The sequence below is a fragment of the Pelotomaculum propionicicum genome (assembly GCF_048984525.1).
GTDB classification, from domain to species: Bacteria; Bacillota; Desulfotomaculia; order Desulfotomaculales; family Pelotomaculaceae; genus Syntrophopropionicum; species Syntrophopropionicum propionicicum_A.
Genome location: NZ_JBMGJC010000011.1, coordinates 16,229 through 33,253, shown reverse-complemented (window position 1 = coordinate 33,253; position 17,025 = coordinate 16,229). Strand labels below are relative to the sequence as shown.

Below are 17,025 nucleotides of genomic sequence, written 5' to 3'. Positions count from 1 at the left end.
CTCCTTCTCGGATCGTTAGACTAAGAGGACCTTAAGAAATCTTTTCAACCTGTATAAAATCAAGTTCTATGGGAGTCTCTCTCCCGAACATGGAGATCACAACTCGCACTTTACCTTTTTCAAGATTAATTTCTTCAATTTGGCCTATGAAATTCTCAAACGGCCCGGCTATCACCCGGACATTTTCACCGGTGGAAAAATCAATCCGCGCCCGCGGTTCTTCCACACCCATCTGCCTGATAATCTGTTTGGCCTCAGCCTCATTCAGCGGGATCGGCTTCGAACCCGAGCCCACAAAGCCTGTCACTCCGGGTGTATTCCGTACCACGTACCAGGAATCATCAGTCATAAACATCTCAACCAGCACATATCCCGGAAACACCTTGCGCTTCGATATCTTTTTTTTGCCGTCTTTAATCTCGACTTCGTCTTCCATAGGCACAAGAATACGAAAGATTTTTTCCTCCATATTCATTGACTCTATGCGTTTTTCAAGGTTTGCTTTAACTTTGTTTTCGTAACCGGAATAGGTATGTACAACATACCAGTTCTTTTCCATAAAATACAAGGGACCCCTCCTGCAAGTAAGGTCCCTCACCTCCTCAGGAATTTATCTGTTAATAACATACCTCAGGACAGTGCTCAGAGCTGAATCAAAGAGCCAGATCAAGGACCCGACAAACAATACCGCCACCACCACAACGGCGGTGTAGATAATTAATTCCCTGCGTCCGGGCCAGTTAACCTTTTTAAGCTCGCTGTATGCTCCCTTGACAAATTTCTGGACGAGTTCTATATAATTAACTTTTTCTTTCTTTGCCGGCTGATCTTTTTTAGGGTCTTTTTTGGCGACTTCTTTTTTATCTTTAACTAAAGCGATATCTTTCTTGACAGCTTCTTTTTTCTCGGGTTTCTGCCCGGGAATATTTTTGCCGTCTTTTTTATCTTTGTTCAGGACAAAGCTTTTACCGGTGTTTCCTTTTTGACCGGCTTCCTTTTTGCCCTGTTCTTTCTTATTGTTTCCATCATCCTGCTTTCTGGTAACTGCCATTAAACGCCACATCCTTAAATTTAATAAAGTATTTGCGCCCAACAAGATATTTTACCTTCATTTTATCTATCACTGGCAGATGCGGCTGATCTTCTATGAGGACACACCCGTGTTATCTGGTTTCTTTGTGCAGGGTATGAGTATGACAGAATCTGCAGTACTTTTTCATTTCAATCCTGTTGGAATCATTTTTCTTATTTTTCTCAGTGGTATAGTTCCGCCTTTTGCATTCGGTGCAAGCCAACGTAACTCCTACTCTCACCAGAGCCACCTCCCCTAAAGCCAAAAAAAAATTAGGTCCATCGACTTTATGAAAATTTTACTTATCAAATTTATCACAATTAAAAAGGGATGTCAATAGTTTCCCTTTCTAACGGCCCAAACTGTTTCTCGTCAGTTCTATTTTATACATTATGGATACCTTTTTATACTACTGGCCCAATGTTCAGGTAAAAAAATGAAAAAATCAGGATATTTTTGCCTTGTGGGCTGATTCAATTCAGCGTTGGGAACCAGGCGCTTTATCCAAAACTGCAGCCCGGCGCTTAATCCTGTGCCGGGCTGCCTGAAGAACGAGAATTTAACAAATATAATAAATGGATACGCAGTTTTATGCGTTTATTCCTTGATCCCGGTTACAACGCCGGCGCCCACAGTGCGGCCGCCTTCACGAATGGCAAAGCGCAGGCCCTCTTCTATGGCGATCGGGGTAATCAGGGCGATATCAATCGCGACATGGTCCCCGGGCATTACCATCTCCACTCCCTCAGGCAGGGTGGTTACTCCGGTCACGTCGGTGGTCCGGAAATAAAACTGCGGACGGTATCCGTTGAAAAACGGGGTGTGCCTGCCGCCTTCTTCTTTGGTCAGCACGTACACGTTCGCTACGAAGTTCTTGAGCGGCTTGATGCTGCCGGGCTTGGCCAATACCTGGCCCCGCTCGACTTCTTTCCGGTCTACACCGCGCAGAAGACATCCCACGTTGTCTCCGGCCTGCCCGCTGTCGAGGATCTTCCTGAACATTTCTACCCCGGTTACCACGGTCTTGCGGGGCTTGTCGTTCAGTCCCACTATTTCTACTTCTTCCTGTACTTTGATCTGGCCCCGCTCTACCCGGCCGGTGGCTACGGTCCCGCGCCCGGTGATCGTGAATACGTCTTCTACCGGCATCAGGAACGGCTTGTCTATCGCCCGCTGCGGGGTCGGAATGTATTCGTCAACGGCGTCCATCAGATCCCAGATCGACTTGCACCATTCACAGTCCCGCTTGCCGCAGGCGCATTCCATTGCTTTTAATGCCGAACCGGTGATAATGGGAATGTCGTCTCCGGGAAATTCGTAAATGGACAACAGCTCGCGCACTTCCATGTCTACCAGCTCCAACAGCTCGGGGTCGTCTACCATGTCGGCCTTGTTCAGGTACACGACTATGTAGGGCACCCCTACCTGGCGGGCCAGCAGGATGTGTTCCCTGGTCTGCGGCATCGGCCCGTCCGCCGCTGACACTACCAGTATTGAACCGTCCATCTGGGCGGCCCCGGTAATCATGTTCTTGATATAGTCGGCGTGACCCGGGCAGTCCACGTGGGCATAGTGCCTCTTCCCGGTCTCGTACTCAACGTGTGCTGTGTTAATCGTGATGCCGCGCTCGCGTTCTTCCGGCGCGTTGTCAATTTCGTCGTACTTCTTTACGGTCGCCCCGCCTACTGTATTCAGGACCAGGGTGATCGCCGCCGTCAGTGTCGTCTTGCCGTGGTCTACGTGGCCGATGGTCCCAATGTTAACGTGTGGTTTGGTCCGCTCAAATTTCTGTTTTGCCATTTGGTCCTTCCTCCTTAAATGGTAAGCCTTGATGTGCAACCATTTTTATATTCAAAATTATTTCCACATTTCGTCAAATGATACAAAACAGTGGAAAGTGATGAAATAATTCTATATACCCGGTTAAAATCCTTCTCGACAGATAAAAAAATAGGTGGGCAACCTGTTAAAAACAGGCAATTTATTATTACAGACGAAAATATGGCGGCGGGCTTTCTATAAAAAGAGGGTTAAAATAATAAAACCGGCGAAAATACTCACCGGTTTTCGACTGCCTGGTAGCGGCGCAGGGACTTGAACCCCGGACACCACGGGTATGAACCGTGTGCTCTAACCAGCTGAGCTACGCCGCCATTTCGGTTATCTGATGTCGGATGCCTGAAGCCGGACTGATTGCAGGAAAACGTCTTTTACGATTTCCTTCCTTAAAAATCTGACTTCCGATATCTGACTTCTGACTTCTGAGTTTGGAGCCGCTAACCGGGGTTGAACCGGTGACCTCATCCTTACCAAGGATGCGCTCTACCTCCTGAGCTATAGCGGCAAATTAACTTAAATTTTACACAAGGCGAATAAAGCCTCGTTGTATAGTTTAGCACAGGTTAATTTGCCTTGTCAACTTGGGTTTTAATAACACTGGCAGTATTAAATTCAACCGGCGGGCGGGGCGGAAGAGGCTTAAATAAAGGCGCCCGAAGCAAAGTACGGTTTGCTGCAAACGCGATCCGGCTTTTTTATCACAGATGTTTTTTATCGGCAGGGGACCTGAATTTCACAAAGTAATCCAGGCCGGACCAGACAGTAAGGATCAAGGTAAAAGCCACCGCGATATGGGTAAAGGGAACATTAATAATATTGAAGGAAAAGTCCCTCAAAAAAAGTGCTGCTACAGCGACAACTTGTGATACCGTTTTGGTCCTGCCAAGGCGGCTGGGGTAAATTACTATCCCCTCCGCCGCCGCCAGGGCTCTCAAACCGGTCACGGCAATTTCCCTGCTTATAATTATTATGGCTATCCAGCCAGCCAGCCGGCCCAGTTCCACCAGGCTGATCAGAGCAGCGGTGATGAGAATTTTATCAGCCACAGGGTCCAGGAAATTGCCCAGCCGGGTTACCTCATTTTTTTTCCTGGCAAAATACCCGTCCAGGCCGTCGGTCAGCGCGGCTAATAAAAATATGCCGGCGGCCGCGTAATCAGCATATAGAAACTTCATCGAAGCTGTCAGTAAAAACACCGGAATAAGTATTAATCTGGCTATAGTGAGGCTGTTGGGCAAATTCATACGGCATCTCCAGTTGACAATAAGAAAACGGTTTTTTGCACTCTACGACACTACGGCGCCGCCGCAGCTCGAACCCGCGCCCGCCGTACAGGCGTAACAGTGGTTTTCCGTAATTATCCTGCGGCCTATCAAAGCCTCCATATTAAAATCATCTATATGCCGGGATGATTCCGGGGCACAGGGCAGGTCCAGCATCTGGTTAAAATCACAGTCATACAGGCGTCCGTCCCATCCCACTGAGATCTGGCTGGTGCACATGACCTGCCCGGCGGCGGCGGGATTAAAGGCTCCTGACAGCCGTGCCATATATTCTTCCATGTTGCCGCTTTCGGTTAAAAAGTTTAAAAACCTTCCCACCGGCACGTTGGTAAGGGTAAAAAGCCTGGTGAAAGCTATCCCGTAGCGGCACATCAATTCACGTTCGAAATCAGCTTCCACGGCATGTTGGGCAGGCGGCAAAAATGCCCCGCCCGGATTATAAACCAGGTTAAGCGCCAGCCTGCTTTGCTCCAGGCCATAACCCAGTTTATTCAAACGCCTCAGCACGCGAATAGAAGTGTCAAAAACACCCTCCCCCCGCTGCCGGTCGGTATTCCTGCCCATATAGTACGGCAGCGAGGCGTTGACCTCCACATTATGACCGGCGTAGAATTCAGGCAGATGGGCATAGTCCTTCTGGTCCAGCACAGTAAGATTGGTGCGCACCATAACTTTTCTGCCCATCCTGGCAGTCTCTTCTATCAACCAGGTCAGGTGGGGATTCAATTCCGGCGCGCCGCCGGTGATATCCAGCGTGGGAATACCAGAGTTGTCCAGCGCGTTTAAACAACTGGCCGCAGTTTCCCTGCTCATCGACTCGGTCCTGGCAGGGCCGGCTTCCACGTGGCAGTGTTTGCAGGATAGGTTGCAGACCTTGCCCACGTTAACCTGCAGCACAGAAATACTCCTGCTGACCAGCGGCAGCAGTCCGGTTTCCATAAGTTTATCTTTAAAAGGAACCTTTGCGGCAATCCTCAGGCACTGCAGCTGCCTTTCATTATCGTTGTACCGCTTTAATGTGTTTACACTTAAACTCAATTCTTAATTTTCTCCTATCATTTAAAATCCAAGTTTGGCTGTTATATTTTTCATCTGCACACCGTGCACCAGGGCCGCCCCACCCCTGATGGCCGCGGCCACATGGACGGCTTCGGTCATCTGCTCCTCGTTGGAGCCATTTTCAAGGGATTCCCTGGTGTAGGCCTCAATACAGTAAGGGCACTGCAGGGCGTGGGCCACCGCCAGGGCGATCAGCGCTTTTTCCCTGGTGCTGAGCGCCCCCTCCTGGAATACCGCGCTGTAGTAAGACATGAACTTTTCCCAGAGCTCCGGCGCCGCCTCCCCCATGGTGGGGAATTTAGCCAGGTCGGCGGTTTTATAATAGCTGCTCAAGTTACTTCATCCTCCCAATAGATTTTAAGAACTGTATGGTCCGAACGGGGACCGGGTCCAGTTTAGTTTGTCCTTGTCTAAGCTGTTCCGCCAGGGCCAGGAGGTCATCCGGGCGGTCAACGTCCATAAGGCCGTCCAGCAGGCTGTATGTCAAATTGCTGCTCCTACACACAGACAGGGTCTTTTCTAAAACCATTTCCGTGCCCCAGTCAATATTGTCAAAAACCCTTCTTTCTAAGCAACCCATGCCGATAAGGTAATAACCTCCGTCATACGCCGGGCCAAATACCAAATCACTGTGATTAAGCAAACAAAGCGAATTCTGTAGTGATGAGGGAGGCAGGACCGGTGTGTCCGTGCCAATCAGGACGACCGGGGAGTGACCGCGGGCAAACAGCTTGCGGGCGACGCCAAACATACGCTGTCCAAGGTCTCCCCCCGGCTGATTGATTACTTCTTCGCCCGGCCCCAAGACCCCGGACAGTTTATTTATTTCAGCCGCCGGAGTTGCGGCGATATAGCTTTTAAATTCAGTCAGCCGCCTTACTTTGGCCAAAGTGTCCTCAAGAAAGGCCCACTGCAGGGCTTCCCGCTGAGCCGGTGAAAGCACACCGCCCAGGCGGCTCTTGCCCCCAATTGACGGCACCCTGGACATAATCGCCACTGCTGGTTTAACCATTTTCCACCTGATTTTTGGATCTTTTAATTTAAAGGATTAGTTCCAAACGATCAAGAAGCATTTTAATATGAACAAGAACAAGCATCCTTTAATCACTGTTGTAATTCCAACCTATAATGAGTCAGAAACCATCAAGGAGACTGTTGAGCACCTGCGCGCCTGGAGCGATATCCTGGAGATCATCGTAGCGGACGGGGGCAGCAGCGACGGCACCGTCCAACTGGTCGGACCGGGAGTCAGGCTAATCCAGGCCCCCAGGGGCAGGGCCAGCCAAATGAATGAAGGAGCACGGCTGGCCTCAGGTGAGATCTTGCTGTTTTTACACAGCGACACCCGCCTGCCGGGTAACTTTCTGAAACAGCTTGAGCACGCGCTGTCAGACAGCGGCGTGGTCGGCGGGGCGTTCAAAGTAAAAATTGACCACCCGGGACTGTTTTTTTACCTGGCATCACTGGGTTCAAACCTGCGGGCCGCCGCGACAGGCATTTATTTCGGCGACCAGGCCATTTTCGCGCGCAGGGATGCATTTCATAAAATTAACGGCTTCCCGCTTATAGAATTAATGGAAGACTGGGAGTTTTCACTGAGCATGCGCCGGGTTGGGAAAACACAGCTCCTGCCCGGCCCGGTTACAACTTCCGCCAGGCGCTGGCTCATCCACGGCAAGTGGCGCACCGCCTGGCTGATGCACAAAATTAAGACGCTTTACCTTCTGGGCGCCAGCCCGGCAGATTTGAAAAAAATGTACTCAGACCGCCGCTGAGGGGGCTTTCCTGGCCAATAGCAAATCCAGGGTAATAGCGGCTGTCTTAGAGGTGATTTCCCGGCACCGGCTGTTTTTGTAAGGAGAAAATTTTTTTCTCAGTCCCCTGCAGCAAGCCTGGCCAAACTCACTGACAAACTTTTTATGCAACTCTGCGGACGCCGCCGCTATCTCTCTGTCGAAGCCCTTTGTGTCAGGGCCTGCCAGAAGAAGACTGATTGCCATCACGCCTCCGGCGAGAGCACCGCAGGTGCAGCCGGCATTCATGCCATGGCCGAAGCCCGCGGCCACCTGCTTTATACCTTCTGTTTTAACGTTCAGCAGTTCCGTACAGCTCAACGCTACCGCCTGAGCGCAGTTATAATCTTGTGCAAAGTAGTTTTCAGCCCTTATGCGCACTTCTTTACGCAAATCCTGATATGCGTTATCCAATTCAACCATCCACTACTTTCTTTATGCCAATTTAATTCCGGAATGAAGCGCGCTAGACCGGCGTGTTCCATGCTTGTGTTACTCTAATGAAAACTAGTATAATATATACTTACTTTTATAACAAAAACATCCTTATCAGTCCAATATAATTATTTTATATTATTGGGATTATGTATTCACAAAATTTATTGATAAAAAAAGACACATCCTCCATACAGCCGGAGGATATATCTTTATAGTGCGATTATCTTCATTATTATTCCTACTTTACAAAAACCACATTAATCGCTTTGATTAAAGCTGTTACCGGCTGGCCTTCGGAAAAGCCCGCTTCATCAAAAGATTCTCGCGTCATCACGGACGTGAGTTCAGTGTCGCCCATTCACATGGATACCTGGGCCATGACACCGTCTGCCTTGACTCTTCAAATGCTGCCCCTCAGCTTATTTCTTACCCCGGCTTCCAACATGTTTCACCTCCCATAAAATTTTTGTTTATTCTAACCTGAACTAACGGGACTTATACGGTTTTATTATTAATCCATGGGGACAACTGCCGCCAGGACTTAGCTTTTCCCCGGAAGCCGGGAGGTGGTTTGAAATTAAAGAAAGACCTGAAGAAAACGCTTCAGGTCTCATGGTCACTGTATTACTGATCGTAATTGAACGTTCTGCCAACCTATTTCTCCATGGGCATATTCGGGTCCCCGCTCCACTCATAGATGGAGCCTTCGTAGTTTCTTACCTTCTCAAAGCCGACGGCCCTGAGGATCATGGATGCATATCCAGATCTGATGCCCATAGTTCAGTAAACTATAAAATCATCGGTCGGTTTGATATTATAAGAAGCCATGAGAGTTTTTATCTCATCGGGGGTTTTTATTGTACCGTCCTTGTTCAATAATTGCAGCCACAGCAGGTTCACAGCACCCTGTATGTGTCCTCCCCGCGGCTCTCCCGCGTTCTGTGAGCCTTTAAATTCGCCTTCTGACCTGACGTCAACAACCACCTGTTGGCCCAAGTTGTTGAAAACGTGGTCCTTTGTCGCAATATAACCCTGGTCGTAATCTTTCAGGACAACCCCGTTCACAGGCTTGGGCTGCGCCGCTTCTTTGGTCACTTCGTAACCCAGCTGCTTCCAGTAGGACAGGCCCCCTACCAGCATTTTTACGTTATCCATCCCGGCCAGCTTTAACTGCCAGACAGCCCTGCCGTCGGCGCCCGGTCCTTTAAAGACATCCGAATAAAATACAACAGTCTTTTTATTGTCTATTCCCAGGGACTCCAGCTTCTTCTGCAAATCTTCCTTGTTTTTTATAGTCCCCCATCCCGGGTCACCGGGTTTGCCAACCGCGTCCGAAAATGCCTGGATCCCAATACCAATGGCACCGGGAATATGTTCTGAAGCATAGATATCCGGCTTGTTGCAATCCAGCAGGACCAGGTTTTCGCTTCCCAACAGCCCCTTCAATTGCTGAGCGGTAATGAGGAAATCATTGTTAGGATAAGCGGTGATATCGAATTCCTTTTGGGCCTGCGGGTCCACAGGCGCCGGTTTTCCGCAGCCGTTGATGGCCAGAATAATCGCCAGGGATAAAATTACTACCAATAACTGCTTATGCTTAAACTTCTTCCACAAATTCGTTCCCCTCCTTTTTTTGTTTATTTTTCCAAATGTCCTTAAAGAGTACCAGCAATGTACTCAGGGCAAAAAGGATCAAAAGGCCAAAAACCATGGTCCTGACTCCACCCGTAAGCATTCCGCCAATATAGGAATAAACAATCGTTGCCGGCAATTGGCCAATGCCGGTTGCGATAAAGAACGGCCAAAATCCCATGGAAGTCAAACCGGCGGCATAGCTTACCACGTCAAAAGATATAAAAGGCAGGAGTCGCGCAATCAGAACAGCGTATTTACCGTAATGCTTAAAAAAATTGTCTATGCTGTTAAGCGCTCTGTAGGAAGTAAATCTTTCCACAGTGGCCCTCCCCAGGTACCTGGCTATAAAAAAACAGAGGGCGGCCCCGGCCATGGCGCTTGACCATGAAAGGATTGCGCCGTAAACCCAGCCAAAGAGACCGGCATTCGCAAAAGTGATAATAAATGCCGGGAGGGGTGCGGCGACGGACTGAAAAACCATCAGGAGAAAGGATACTATGGGCGCCCAGATCCCAAAACCCAGAATATAGTCCCGGGCCATCCCCACGTCCACATTGCTTAAAATAAAGAAGGCCTGGTTGACATTTACCCTGATCAAAGGGACGAAATAGTATAAACAGCCGACAACCGCCAGCATCAATAATTTTCCCCTGTACCCGCGCAATATGTTCCTCATAACATACTCACCTCCTTCAGTGATTCATGTCCCCTGTATCCAGGAACCACGGCCTCCAAATGCTGTTGCTTTTAAATTATTATCAATAAATTAAAAGCCATCCCCTCATATTCGGCTATTCCGGCAGTATTTCCGCACAGTATTCCCTGCCCGCTGACTTCTCCCGGCTGTATAACCACAGCATCCCGCCATAAAGGCTGCAGAAGCTGACGAGTACCGCGAAAAGCAGGGAGGCGCCCAGAGCAGCGCTGCCTGCCACCCCGCAGGAGGCGAACAGAAACACATAAGCCCCTTCCCGTATACCGTACCCGTTAATCCCGATGGGCACCATGGCTATGGCGGAGACGGCAGGTATGATATAAACCAGGTCCCACCAGCCCAATAAATCAACATGGAGGCTGCGAAAAACAGCATAGTTTACAGCCACCACAGATAGTTGGAATAATACGGACAGGCACCCCACCGTTATAACCATCTTCCCCCGGCCGCGCAAAGCCTGGCCATGGGAGAGGAAACCACGGACAAAGCCGCTCACTTTGCCATCTCTCTTAGCAATCCAGGCGGGGACCTTCCCCAGCATTAAAAAGAAGAGCAGCCCCATTGAAGCAAATATAAGAATAATAAAAATCCAATCCACATGCAGATTAGGATTTGTTAACAGGCCGGCCAGCAAACCGGTCAGGGCTAAACCCGCGGTTGCCAACAAGCGCTCAATGACGACAGAGGAAGCCGCACCCGCCATATTGGAAATGCTGCGGCCAACGTGGAGGATCCTGATCCCGTCTCCTCCGATACTGGAAGGGAGAAAGTTGTTGAAGAAGATCCCAATCCAGTATGCTTTCCACAGTTGGAGCCACGGAAGATTTATTCCCTCCGCTTTTAAAACCAGCGACCACTTGCACACACTCACGACCATGGAGATCACAATGAAAAATCCGGCCATGATAAGCCAGCCGGGATCTGCCGTGCCAAATACATCCAGCAGGGCAATCCAATCAAAACTGTAAATTAACCAGCTTAATAGCAGACCGGATACTATAACTTTTATAAGATGAATAACACTTTTCTTCGACACTATAATCACTTCGTATTTTAATAATTTTTAAATGCCCCAAAAGGTACATGTTAAGTATATCAATATAGTGTTTATTCATCCAATTCAACTTATTTATGATGCTTTTTAACGCTATAATAATATTTTATAAAAACAATTGGTTTCAGGCGGCAATGCCAGGGTAACTTTTAAATACCAGGTTAAAATATGAAAAGCGCCTCATTCCTGAGGCGCCTCTTTGGCTTGGTTGCGGGGAGGGGATTTGAACCCCTGACCTTCGGGTTATGAGCCCGACGAGCTACCAGCTGCTCTACCCCGCGATGTCGGTACTACCTATTATATCATAGAAGGAGTCCGTTATCAAATATCACGGGCATCCTTTTATTGGCCTGGTGGAGGGGGCTGGATTCGAACCAGCGAAGTCGTCGACGGCAGATTTACAGTCTGCTCCCTTTAGCCACTCGGGAACCCCTCCATATCTGATGTCGGTCGTCGGAAGTCGGAGGTCTTTTCTTAAATTGCTCTGACTTCTTACCTCTGATATCTGAACTCTGAGTTGGAGCCGGCGATGGGACTCGAACCCGCAACCTGCTGATTACAAGTCAGCTGCTCTGCCAATTGAGCTACGCCGGCAGTGACACAATAAAGATTATACGTGAAAACATAATACATGTCAAGCGTCAAAAAAGACCTTTAACCTATATAAATGATGGTTAAAAGTCCTTTTAGATCCTATCGTGCCGCTGATTTATAAATTTATCCAGCCAGTCAACTGACCAGTCAGGCTTCCCTTTTTTCCAGGTACCTTTCCAGCTTCCGCTTTACCCTCTGCAGGGCGTTGTCAATGGACTTGACGTGGCGCTTCAGGTCTTCGGCTATCTCCTGGTATGACTTCCCTTCCAGGTAAGACATCAACACTTTCCATTCCAACGAGCTCAGGATTTCACCCATTTTTTCTTCTATGTCGTCAAATTCTTCTCTCGAAATAATTAATTCTTCGGGATCAGTAATCTTTGAGCCTGAAATAACGTCCAGCAGGGTCCGGTCTGAATCCTCGTCATAAATCGGCTTATTAAGGGAGACATAGGAATTGAGAGGAATGTGTTTTTGCCTGGTAGCTGTTTTGATGGCGGTAATAATCTGCCTGGTGATACATAATTCGGCAAACGCCCTGAACGAGGACAGCTTGTCCATCCGGAAATCACGAATAGCCTTGTATAAGCCGATCATGCCTTCCTGGATAATATCTTCCCTGTCAGCTCCGATTAAGAAGTAGGAGCGGGCTTTAGCCCGGACAAAGTTCCTGTATTTATTTATCAGATACTCTAGAGCGCCGTCATCGCCTTCACGTGCAAATTCCACCACTTCTTCGTCAACTAACACCCGATACCCTATAGGAACTTCCCTTTGGGCTTGAAGACTCACGTTATCCCCTCGCTCTTTACATTTTCCCTTCAGGAAAAACAAAAAACCTTTCCCTTTTCCGATTCTAAGTCCTGGTATAATCCACGTAACTTTTTCTTTCTAAGGTAAGGCATGTATCAAGGTTGCCGGTAAGTTTCCAAACTTATTATAACGAAGGGGTGATAGCTCGTCAAGGTAAAATTGAGTGGAGTCCTTACATAGCCTATTTTTTTTGTCGACGCAGTCTTTCTAATTTTGACCTTACCTTTTCCAGAAGAAAATTCTCCAGGTAGCTGTCAGAAGGGACACTTTTTACATAGTGCCGCTCGCTTTCCTGCCTGGTCCTTTTTACCTCTAGCAGCAGCTCTCCCGGCGTCAGGCGGTACGCGCCCCTGCCAAAAACAATATTTTGTTCGGCCCAGTCGGAAGTGGCCACGTAAACAGTTCCTTCATTTAACAACTTTCCAACCAGGCTTTCGATCAAGGCGTCAGCGGTCACACCATGCTGGGTATATATAACCTCGACAGTATCGATTGTTTCTATTCTTTCAAGCGAGTTTTTTACCTGGTGAGCGTCAAAAACCAAGTATATTTTTTTGCCGGACAGGTGAGAGTAGTTGGCCAGTATTGAGACCATCTTGAACCTGGCATGTTCTAAGCCGGACTCCTTGAACTTTTCAAACTCCGGCCAGGCGAAAATAATGTTATAGCCGTCAACTACGAGAAACTCCTTCATTAACAAAAGCCTTTCTTCTCTGCCGAAGTACTTCATAAACCAGCAGGGCAGCGGCAACCGAGGCGTTAAGGGAGTTTACCCGCCCGGCCATGGGCAGGCGCACCAGGCTGTCGCAGCGTTCTTTAACCAGACGCCCGAGGCCTTTGCCTTCTCCGCCGATAACCAGCGCCAGCGGGCCGTCCAACCTGGCGTCCCAAAAGACGTCTTCTCCGTCCGCTTCAGCGCCAACGATCCAGAGGCCCTTTTTTTTGAGTTCCTCTATGGTCTGGGGCAGGTTTGCCACCCTTGCCACATTTACGTATTCTATAGCACCCGCGGATGATTTGGCCACGGTAGGGGTCAGCGGAGCCGAGCGCCGGCGGGGTATAACCACCCCGTGCGCCCCGGCGGCGTCGGCAGTGCGCAGAATAGCGCCCAGGTTATGCGGGTCGCTGATTTCATCCAGGATAATCAGGAAAGGTTCCTCGCCCGCGCTGACGCCTGCCAGGATATCGTCAACTTCCACATACTCCTTGGCGGCCAGAAAAGCCACGACACCCTGGTGGGCGGTGCCGGAAGCGAACTTATCCAGGCGCTGGCGGTCCACTTTCTGTACTGGAATCTTTCTGTCTCTGGCTGTGGTAAATATTTCCTGCAGGGGTCCGGTTAAAACACCCTCCGCAATCATGATCTTGTTGATCGGCCGGCCCGACCTCAGGGCCTCTTTGACAGGATTGCGGCCGGCAATAATGTCGTCCAGTTTGGCACTCTCCTTTGAATTGCTATTTAAACACTATTATCACAAAATTTACAACAAATAAATCATCACAGGATTTACAAGATTTTAAGGATTAACAAGATTAAAAATTACTAATAAACTTAATCTTTTAATTTCTTAGCAATCCTAAATTTTTTGAGGAAAAGATATATTTAAATGTATATTTTTATAAAAAATCATTTAAATAATCCTGTTAATCTTGCCAATCTTGTTAATCATGTGAAATATCTTTTATATGTTCTTAAATTTCTCCCTGACTTCATTAATTTTGCCGCAGCTCATTTTCCCTTCCGGGCAGGGGCCTTTCAGGCATCCCGGCCCTGCTTCCCTGAACAGCACCGGGGCTTCCTTTCTAACCAGCCGCAGCATCTCCGCTGCCAGGGCCCGGATCTCCCACTGGGCCCGGTTGCAGCAGCGCAGGTTGAAGAAATGGAGCAGTTCCCGGGCGTTCATGGTAACTATCATCTTTGTTTCAGCGGCGTTGGGCAGGACAAACCGGGCGTCCTCATTGGTGGATTCCCCGCTGTTCCCGAGCTTTTCCACCCAGCCGTCGTACCAGCTCTGGATCTGGCTCATCTGAGATTCGAATTCATTTACTGCTTCAGGTCCCAATGCTTCAATACGCGGCGGGATGATATAGCCGAATACGCTGTCTTCTTTTGCCGCGCTGGCTTCGGAAACGTAGCGCTGGGACTTGACGCTGAAACTGGCGATGCGGTGCCTGGTTATCTGGGCCAGCAGGCTGCGGGAGACCCCCTCTATGCCGAAGGTAAAACTGGCATGCTCGATGGGGGAAAGGTGGCCAAATTCCATCAGCCGCTCCAGGAAGGCGTCCTGGCTTCTGGCTTCAATACCCTGCTTTAGTTCTTCAATACCAGCCACTGAATAACAGAGCTTGGCCCCCATGGCGACAGCTTCCTGGGGATCCGGGGTATACCTAAACAGTTCAACCCTCAATTTCTTGGCACCCATGTATAACACCTCAAAAGATTAATATCACAAGAGTTACAAGATACACGATAGCTGGCGATAATTAAATGATGGCAAAATAATGTTTTTAAATCATAAATAAAAATCTAATTAATCATGTAAATCAATTAAATCCTGTTAATCTTGTGAAAACGTTTTATTCGTTTTCTTCTTTTATCGCTTCCAGGGCGGCTGTCATAATCTCGCCAAGCCGCGCGGCATCGCCCTTTAAATAAAGGTAGCCGATCAGGCACTCCAGAGCTGTGCTGCGCCTGTACTCGATCATGCCGGCGCTCCGCGGCGTGTGGGGCGACCTGGCGTTGCGGCCCCGTCTCACTATCGACGCCTCATCTCCGGTAAACATCCCTTCCAGCGCGTGCAATGCCCTGGCCTGGGCGCCGGCGTTAACATATTTTACTGTCTCGCTGTGAAGCTGGTTTACTTTTACCAGCCCGGAGCCGATCAAGCGCTCCCGTACCGCCAGCTCGTACACGGCGTCTCCGACGTAGGCCAGCGCCAGCACAGGCAGGTCTTCCGGGCGTTCAATAACACTGCTTTTAAAATTCAAGTGCAATCCTACCCCTGCTTTTTCCAACGGACTCCCTGAGGTGTATCCTCCAGGACAATGCCCAGTTCCTTCAGCCCGTCCCTGATCCGGTCAGCGGTCCCCCAGTCCTTTTTCTTACGGGATTCCTGCCGCACTTCTATGATCAGGCCGACCAGCCCCTCGACCAGGTCAGAGCTGTCCCCGGCTGCGCCTTCAAGAAGTATGACGCCTTTATCGTCAACCTTAAAAATGCCCAGCACCTCATTAAATATTTTAAACAAATCCATTGCTTTTTGAAGAACGGCCCTGTCAGCTCCCGATACTGTCTCAGCAAGCCGCTGCACCGCCGAGTTGACATCCCTGGCCAGGTCAAAATTAATGCCGATGGCCAGGGCCGTGTTGAAATCATCGTCCATGGCGGCTTCAAATGAGTCTTTTAGTTCATCAAGGCGCATTTCAAATGACTGGTCCTTATTTATAACAGAACCGGCAATTAAAGTTTTTGCATTTTCCTGGACGGGTTTTGCCAGGGCTTCTGAAAGGAGGCGGATGCTGGTCTTGATCCTTTCCAGCCCGCGGCCCGCGGCGGCCAGTTTTTCGTCGTCAAAATCCAGAGGGCTGCGGTAATGGGTGGAAAGGAGGAAGAACCGCACTGTCTCCGGGGGAAACTTGGCCAGGATATCTCTCACCAGGAAAAAATTGCCCAGTGATTTAGACATTTTTTCCTCGTTCACGGTGATAAAACCATTATGCACCCAGTAGCGTACAAATTGTTCACCGGTGGTAGCCTCGCTCTGGGCGATCTCATTTTCATGGTGCGGGAAAATCAGGTCAAACCCCCCGCCGTGGATATCAAAGTTTGGGCCAAGGTATTTCAGCGACATAGCCGAACATTCAATATGCCAGCCCGGACGGCCGGGGCCCCACGGGCTTTCCCAGCTTGGTTCACCTGGCTTTGCCGCCTTCCAGAGGACAAAGTCGAGGGGATCGCGCTTCCTGGCGTCCACCTCCACCCGGGCGCCGGCCTGCATGTCGTCGAGGGTGCGCCCGGAAAGCTTTCCGTAGCCGGCAAACTTCCTTACTTCAAAATAAACGTCTCCATCTACAACATAAGCGGAGCCGTTTCCGACAAGTTTTTCCACCATGCCGATAATCTCTTCAATATGTTCCGTAACCACGGGATGCATATCAGCGCGGCGTACGTTCAGGGCGTCCGCGTCTTTGAAGTACTCCTTGATGTAGATACGGGCCAGCTCAAGGGGGTCCAGATTCTCTTCAGCAGCCCGGTTGATAATCTTATCATCTACATCTGTGAAGTTCTGAATATAAAGGACATTATACCCCTTCCAGGCTAAATAGCGCCGTACCGTGTCAAAAAACACCAGCGGACGCGCGTTGCCCAGGTGTATGTAATTATAAGTGGTCGGGCCGCACACATATACGTAAACATTTCCGGGCTCCCGCGGCTGAAAAGTCTCTTTTCGCCTGGTAAGAGTATTATAGATTTCCATGATTTAATACAACCTCCCATTCCGGACATCGGAATATAAGTAAGAAAACAATATCACAGGATTAACAAGATTAAACATGATTAACAGGATTAATATAATGGTTAATATTTAAATTATTCTCATGCTTAAAAAATTAAAGTTATAATAGTTGTTTAAAATCTAGTTAATCTTTAAAATCCTGTAAATCATGTGATAATAATTATTAAAAGCCGAAGAGAAATGCAGGATTTTCTCACATTTCTCACGTCCCAC

At 48.9% G+C, this 17,025-nt stretch carries 20 protein-coding genes and 5 tRNA genes; 1 reads left to right on the top strand and 24 read right to left on the bottom strand.

Going from position 1 to position 17,025, the window contains the following annotated elements:
• Window positions 1-31 precede the first annotated feature (31 nt).
• The 10 genes from nusG to ACOBQJ_RS12695 form a co-directional block, all read right to left on the bottom strand.
• Window positions 32-559, bottom strand: coding sequence for a transcription termination/antitermination protein NusG (gene nusG / locus ACOBQJ_RS12740; RefSeq protein WP_421072257.1), 528 nt, complete (start codon window positions 557-559; stop codon window positions 32-34).
• Between the two features lie 51 nt (window positions 560-610).
• Window positions 611-1,051 carry a preprotein translocase subunit SecE gene (gene secE, locus ACOBQJ_RS12735; protein WP_421072137.1) on the bottom strand — a complete coding sequence of 147 codons (441 nt, stop codon included), beginning with the start codon at window positions 1,049-1,051 and terminating at the stop codon, window positions 611-613.
• 112 nt (window positions 1,052-1,163) lie between these two features.
• Window positions 1,164-1,313, bottom strand: coding sequence for a 50S ribosomal protein L33 (gene rpmG, locus ACOBQJ_RS12730; protein ID WP_421072136.1), 150 nt, complete (start codon window positions 1,311-1,313; stop codon window positions 1,164-1,166).
• Window positions 1,314-1,669: 356 nt separating this feature from the next.
• Window positions 1,670-2,872 carry an elongation factor Tu gene (tuf, locus tag ACOBQJ_RS12725; RefSeq protein WP_421072135.1) on the bottom strand — a complete coding sequence of 401 codons (1,203 nt, stop codon included), beginning with the start codon at window positions 2,870-2,872 and terminating at the stop codon, window positions 1,670-1,672.
• 276 nt (window positions 2,873-3,148) lie between these two features.
• Window positions 3,149-3,225, bottom strand: a tRNA-Met gene (locus ACOBQJ_RS12720).
• 115 nt (window positions 3,226-3,340) lie between these two features.
• Window positions 3,341-3,416: transfer RNA gene (locus tag ACOBQJ_RS12715), tRNA-Thr, on the bottom strand.
• Window positions 3,417-3,609: 193 nt separating this feature from the next.
• Window positions 3,610-4,155 (bottom strand): CDP-diacylglycerol--glycerol-3-phosphate 3-phosphatidyltransferase, encoded by a 546-nt coding sequence (gene pgsA, locus ACOBQJ_RS12710; protein ID WP_421072134.1) that lies wholly within the window; start codon window positions 4,153-4,155, stop codon window positions 3,610-3,612.
• A 42-nt stretch (window positions 4,156-4,197) separates the two neighbouring features.
• Complete coding sequence (gene arsS / locus ACOBQJ_RS12705) at window positions 4,198-5,133, bottom strand: arsenosugar biosynthesis radical SAM (seleno)protein ArsS (protein ID WP_421072256.1); 936 nt, start codon at window positions 5,131-5,133, stop codon at window positions 4,198-4,200.
• A 120-nt stretch (window positions 5,134-5,253) separates the two neighbouring features.
• Window positions 5,254-5,586, bottom strand: coding sequence for an arsenosugar biosynthesis-associated peroxidase-like protein (locus tag ACOBQJ_RS12700; protein ID WP_421072133.1), 333 nt, complete (start codon window positions 5,584-5,586; stop codon window positions 5,254-5,256).
• A 1-nt stretch (window position 5,587) separates the two neighbouring features.
• Window positions 5,588-6,265, bottom strand: coding sequence for a TIGR04282 family arsenosugar biosynthesis glycosyltransferase (locus ACOBQJ_RS12695; RefSeq protein ID WP_421072132.1), 678 nt, complete (start codon window positions 6,263-6,265; stop codon window positions 5,588-5,590).
• Window positions 6,266-6,332: 67 nt separating this feature from the next.
• Between ACOBQJ_RS12695 and ACOBQJ_RS12690 the strand changes: the two genes are divergently transcribed.
• A complete protein-coding gene (locus ACOBQJ_RS12690; protein WP_421072131.1) occupies window positions 6,333-7,028 on the top strand; it encodes a TIGR04283 family arsenosugar biosynthesis glycosyltransferase in 696 nt (231 codons plus the stop codon).
• Here ACOBQJ_RS12690 and ACOBQJ_RS12685 read toward each other — a convergent pair.
• The 14 genes from ACOBQJ_RS12685 to cysS form a co-directional block, all read right to left on the bottom strand.
• On the bottom strand, window positions 7,014-7,460 hold the full coding sequence (locus ACOBQJ_RS12685) for a C-GCAxxG-C-C family protein (RefSeq protein WP_421072130.1): 447 nt from the start codon (window positions 7,458-7,460) through the stop codon (window positions 7,014-7,016). The two genes, ACOBQJ_RS12690 and ACOBQJ_RS12685, sit on opposite strands and share 15 nt — an antisense overlap.
• 262 nt (window positions 7,461-7,722) lie before the next feature.
• Entirely contained in the window at window positions 7,723-7,842 is a 120-nt protein-coding gene (locus ACOBQJ_RS12680) for a TOBE domain-containing protein (RefSeq protein ID WP_421072129.1), read from the bottom strand.
• Window positions 7,843-8,264: 422 nt separating this feature from the next.
• Entirely contained in the window at window positions 8,265-9,098 is an 834-nt protein-coding gene (locus ACOBQJ_RS12675; protein WP_421072128.1) for a sulfurtransferase, read from the bottom strand.
• Window positions 9,082-9,795, bottom strand: coding sequence for a TVP38/TMEM64 family protein (locus ACOBQJ_RS12670; RefSeq protein ID WP_421072127.1), 714 nt, complete (start codon window positions 9,793-9,795; stop codon window positions 9,082-9,084). The genes ACOBQJ_RS12675 and ACOBQJ_RS12670 overlap by 17 nt, the downstream gene beginning before the upstream one ends.
• Before the next feature lie 115 nt (window positions 9,796-9,910).
• The gene (locus tag ACOBQJ_RS12665) at window positions 9,911-10,870 is read right to left on the bottom strand and encodes a lysylphosphatidylglycerol synthase transmembrane domain-containing protein (RefSeq protein ID WP_421072126.1); all 960 of its coding nucleotides are present in this window, start codon (window positions 10,868-10,870) and stop codon (window positions 9,911-9,913) included.
• Window positions 10,871-11,093: 223 nt separating this feature from the next.
• Window positions 11,094-11,169 (bottom strand) — tRNA-Met (locus ACOBQJ_RS12660).
• 70 nt (window positions 11,170-11,239) lie between these two features.
• Window positions 11,240-11,324, bottom strand: a tRNA-Tyr gene (locus ACOBQJ_RS12655).
• Window positions 11,325-11,406: 82 nt separating this feature from the next.
• Window positions 11,407-11,482, bottom strand: a tRNA-Thr gene (locus tag ACOBQJ_RS12650).
• Between the two features lie 147 nt (window positions 11,483-11,629).
• Window positions 11,630-12,274, bottom strand: coding sequence for an RNA polymerase sporulation sigma factor SigH (sigH, locus tag ACOBQJ_RS12645; RefSeq protein ID WP_421072125.1), 645 nt, complete (start codon window positions 12,272-12,274; stop codon window positions 11,630-11,632).
• A 202-nt stretch (window positions 12,275-12,476) separates the two neighbouring features.
• Window positions 12,477-12,989, bottom strand: coding sequence for an NYN domain-containing protein (locus tag ACOBQJ_RS12640; protein ID WP_421072124.1), 513 nt, complete (start codon window positions 12,987-12,989; stop codon window positions 12,477-12,479).
• Entirely contained in the window at window positions 12,967-13,728 is a 762-nt protein-coding gene (gene rlmB, locus ACOBQJ_RS12635; RefSeq protein ID WP_421072255.1) for a 23S rRNA (guanosine(2251)-2'-O)-methyltransferase RlmB, read from the bottom strand. The genes ACOBQJ_RS12640 and rlmB overlap by 23 nt, the downstream gene beginning before the upstream one ends.
• A 249-nt stretch (window positions 13,729-13,977) precedes the next feature.
• Entirely contained in the window at window positions 13,978-14,718 is a 741-nt protein-coding gene (thyX, locus tag ACOBQJ_RS12630) for an FAD-dependent thymidylate synthase (RefSeq protein ID WP_421072123.1), read from the bottom strand.
• A gap of 154 nt (window positions 14,719-14,872) precedes the next feature.
• The gene (locus tag ACOBQJ_RS12625; protein WP_421072122.1) at window positions 14,873-15,283 is read right to left on the bottom strand and encodes a Mini-ribonuclease 3; all 411 of its coding nucleotides are present in this window, start codon (window positions 15,281-15,283) and stop codon (window positions 14,873-14,875) included.
• 8 nt (window positions 15,284-15,291) lie between these two features.
• Window positions 15,292-16,773 carry a cysteine--tRNA ligase gene (gene cysS, locus ACOBQJ_RS12620; protein ID WP_421072121.1) on the bottom strand — a complete coding sequence of 494 codons (1,482 nt, stop codon included), beginning with the start codon at window positions 16,771-16,773 and terminating at the stop codon, window positions 15,292-15,294.
• Between the last annotated feature and the right edge of the window lie 252 nt (window positions 16,774-17,025).

Excerpts from the sequence above, each read along its gene's own strand:
- nusG (WP_421072257.1), bottom strand. The coding sequence starts at position 559 with ATGGAAAAGAACTGGTATGTTGTACATACCTATTCCGGTTACGAAAAC.
- secE (WP_421072137.1), bottom strand. The coding sequence starts at position 1,051 with ATGGCAGTTACCAGAAAGCAGGATGATGGAAACAATAAGAAAGAACAG.
- tuf (WP_421072135.1), bottom strand. The coding sequence starts at position 2,872 with ATGGCAAAACAGAAATTTGAGCGGACCAAACCACACGTTAACATTGGG.
- pgsA (WP_421072134.1), bottom strand. The coding sequence starts at position 4,155 with ATGAATTTGCCCAACAGCCTCACTATAGCCAGATTAATACTTATTCCG.
- arsS (WP_421072256.1), bottom strand. The coding sequence starts at position 5,133 with ATGGAAACCGGACTGCTGCCGCTGGTCAGCAGGAGTATTTCTGTGCTG.
- ACOBQJ_RS12695 (WP_421072132.1), bottom strand. The coding sequence starts at position 6,265 with ATGGTTAAACCAGCAGTGGCGATTATGTCCAGGGTGCCGTCAATTGGG.
- ACOBQJ_RS12690 (WP_421072131.1), top strand. The coding sequence starts at position 6,333 with ATGAACAAGAACAAGCATCCTTTAATCACTGTTGTAATTCCAACCTAT.
- ACOBQJ_RS12680 (WP_421072129.1), bottom strand. The coding sequence starts at position 7,842 with ATGGGCGACACTGAACTCACGTCCGTGATGACGCGAGAATCTTTTGAT.
- ACOBQJ_RS12670 (WP_421072127.1), bottom strand. The coding sequence starts at position 9,795 with ATGAGGAACATATTGCGCGGGTACAGGGGAAAATTATTGATGCTGGCG.
- ACOBQJ_RS12640 (WP_421072124.1), bottom strand. The coding sequence starts at position 12,989 with ATGAAGGAGTTTCTCGTAGTTGACGGCTATAACATTATTTTCGCCTGG.
- thyX (WP_421072123.1), bottom strand. The coding sequence starts at position 14,718 with ATGGGTGCCAAGAAATTGAGGGTTGAACTGTTTAGGTATACCCCGGAT.
- cysS (WP_421072121.1), bottom strand. The coding sequence starts at position 16,773 with ATGGAAATCTATAATACTCTTACCAGGCGAAAAGAGACTTTTCAGCCG.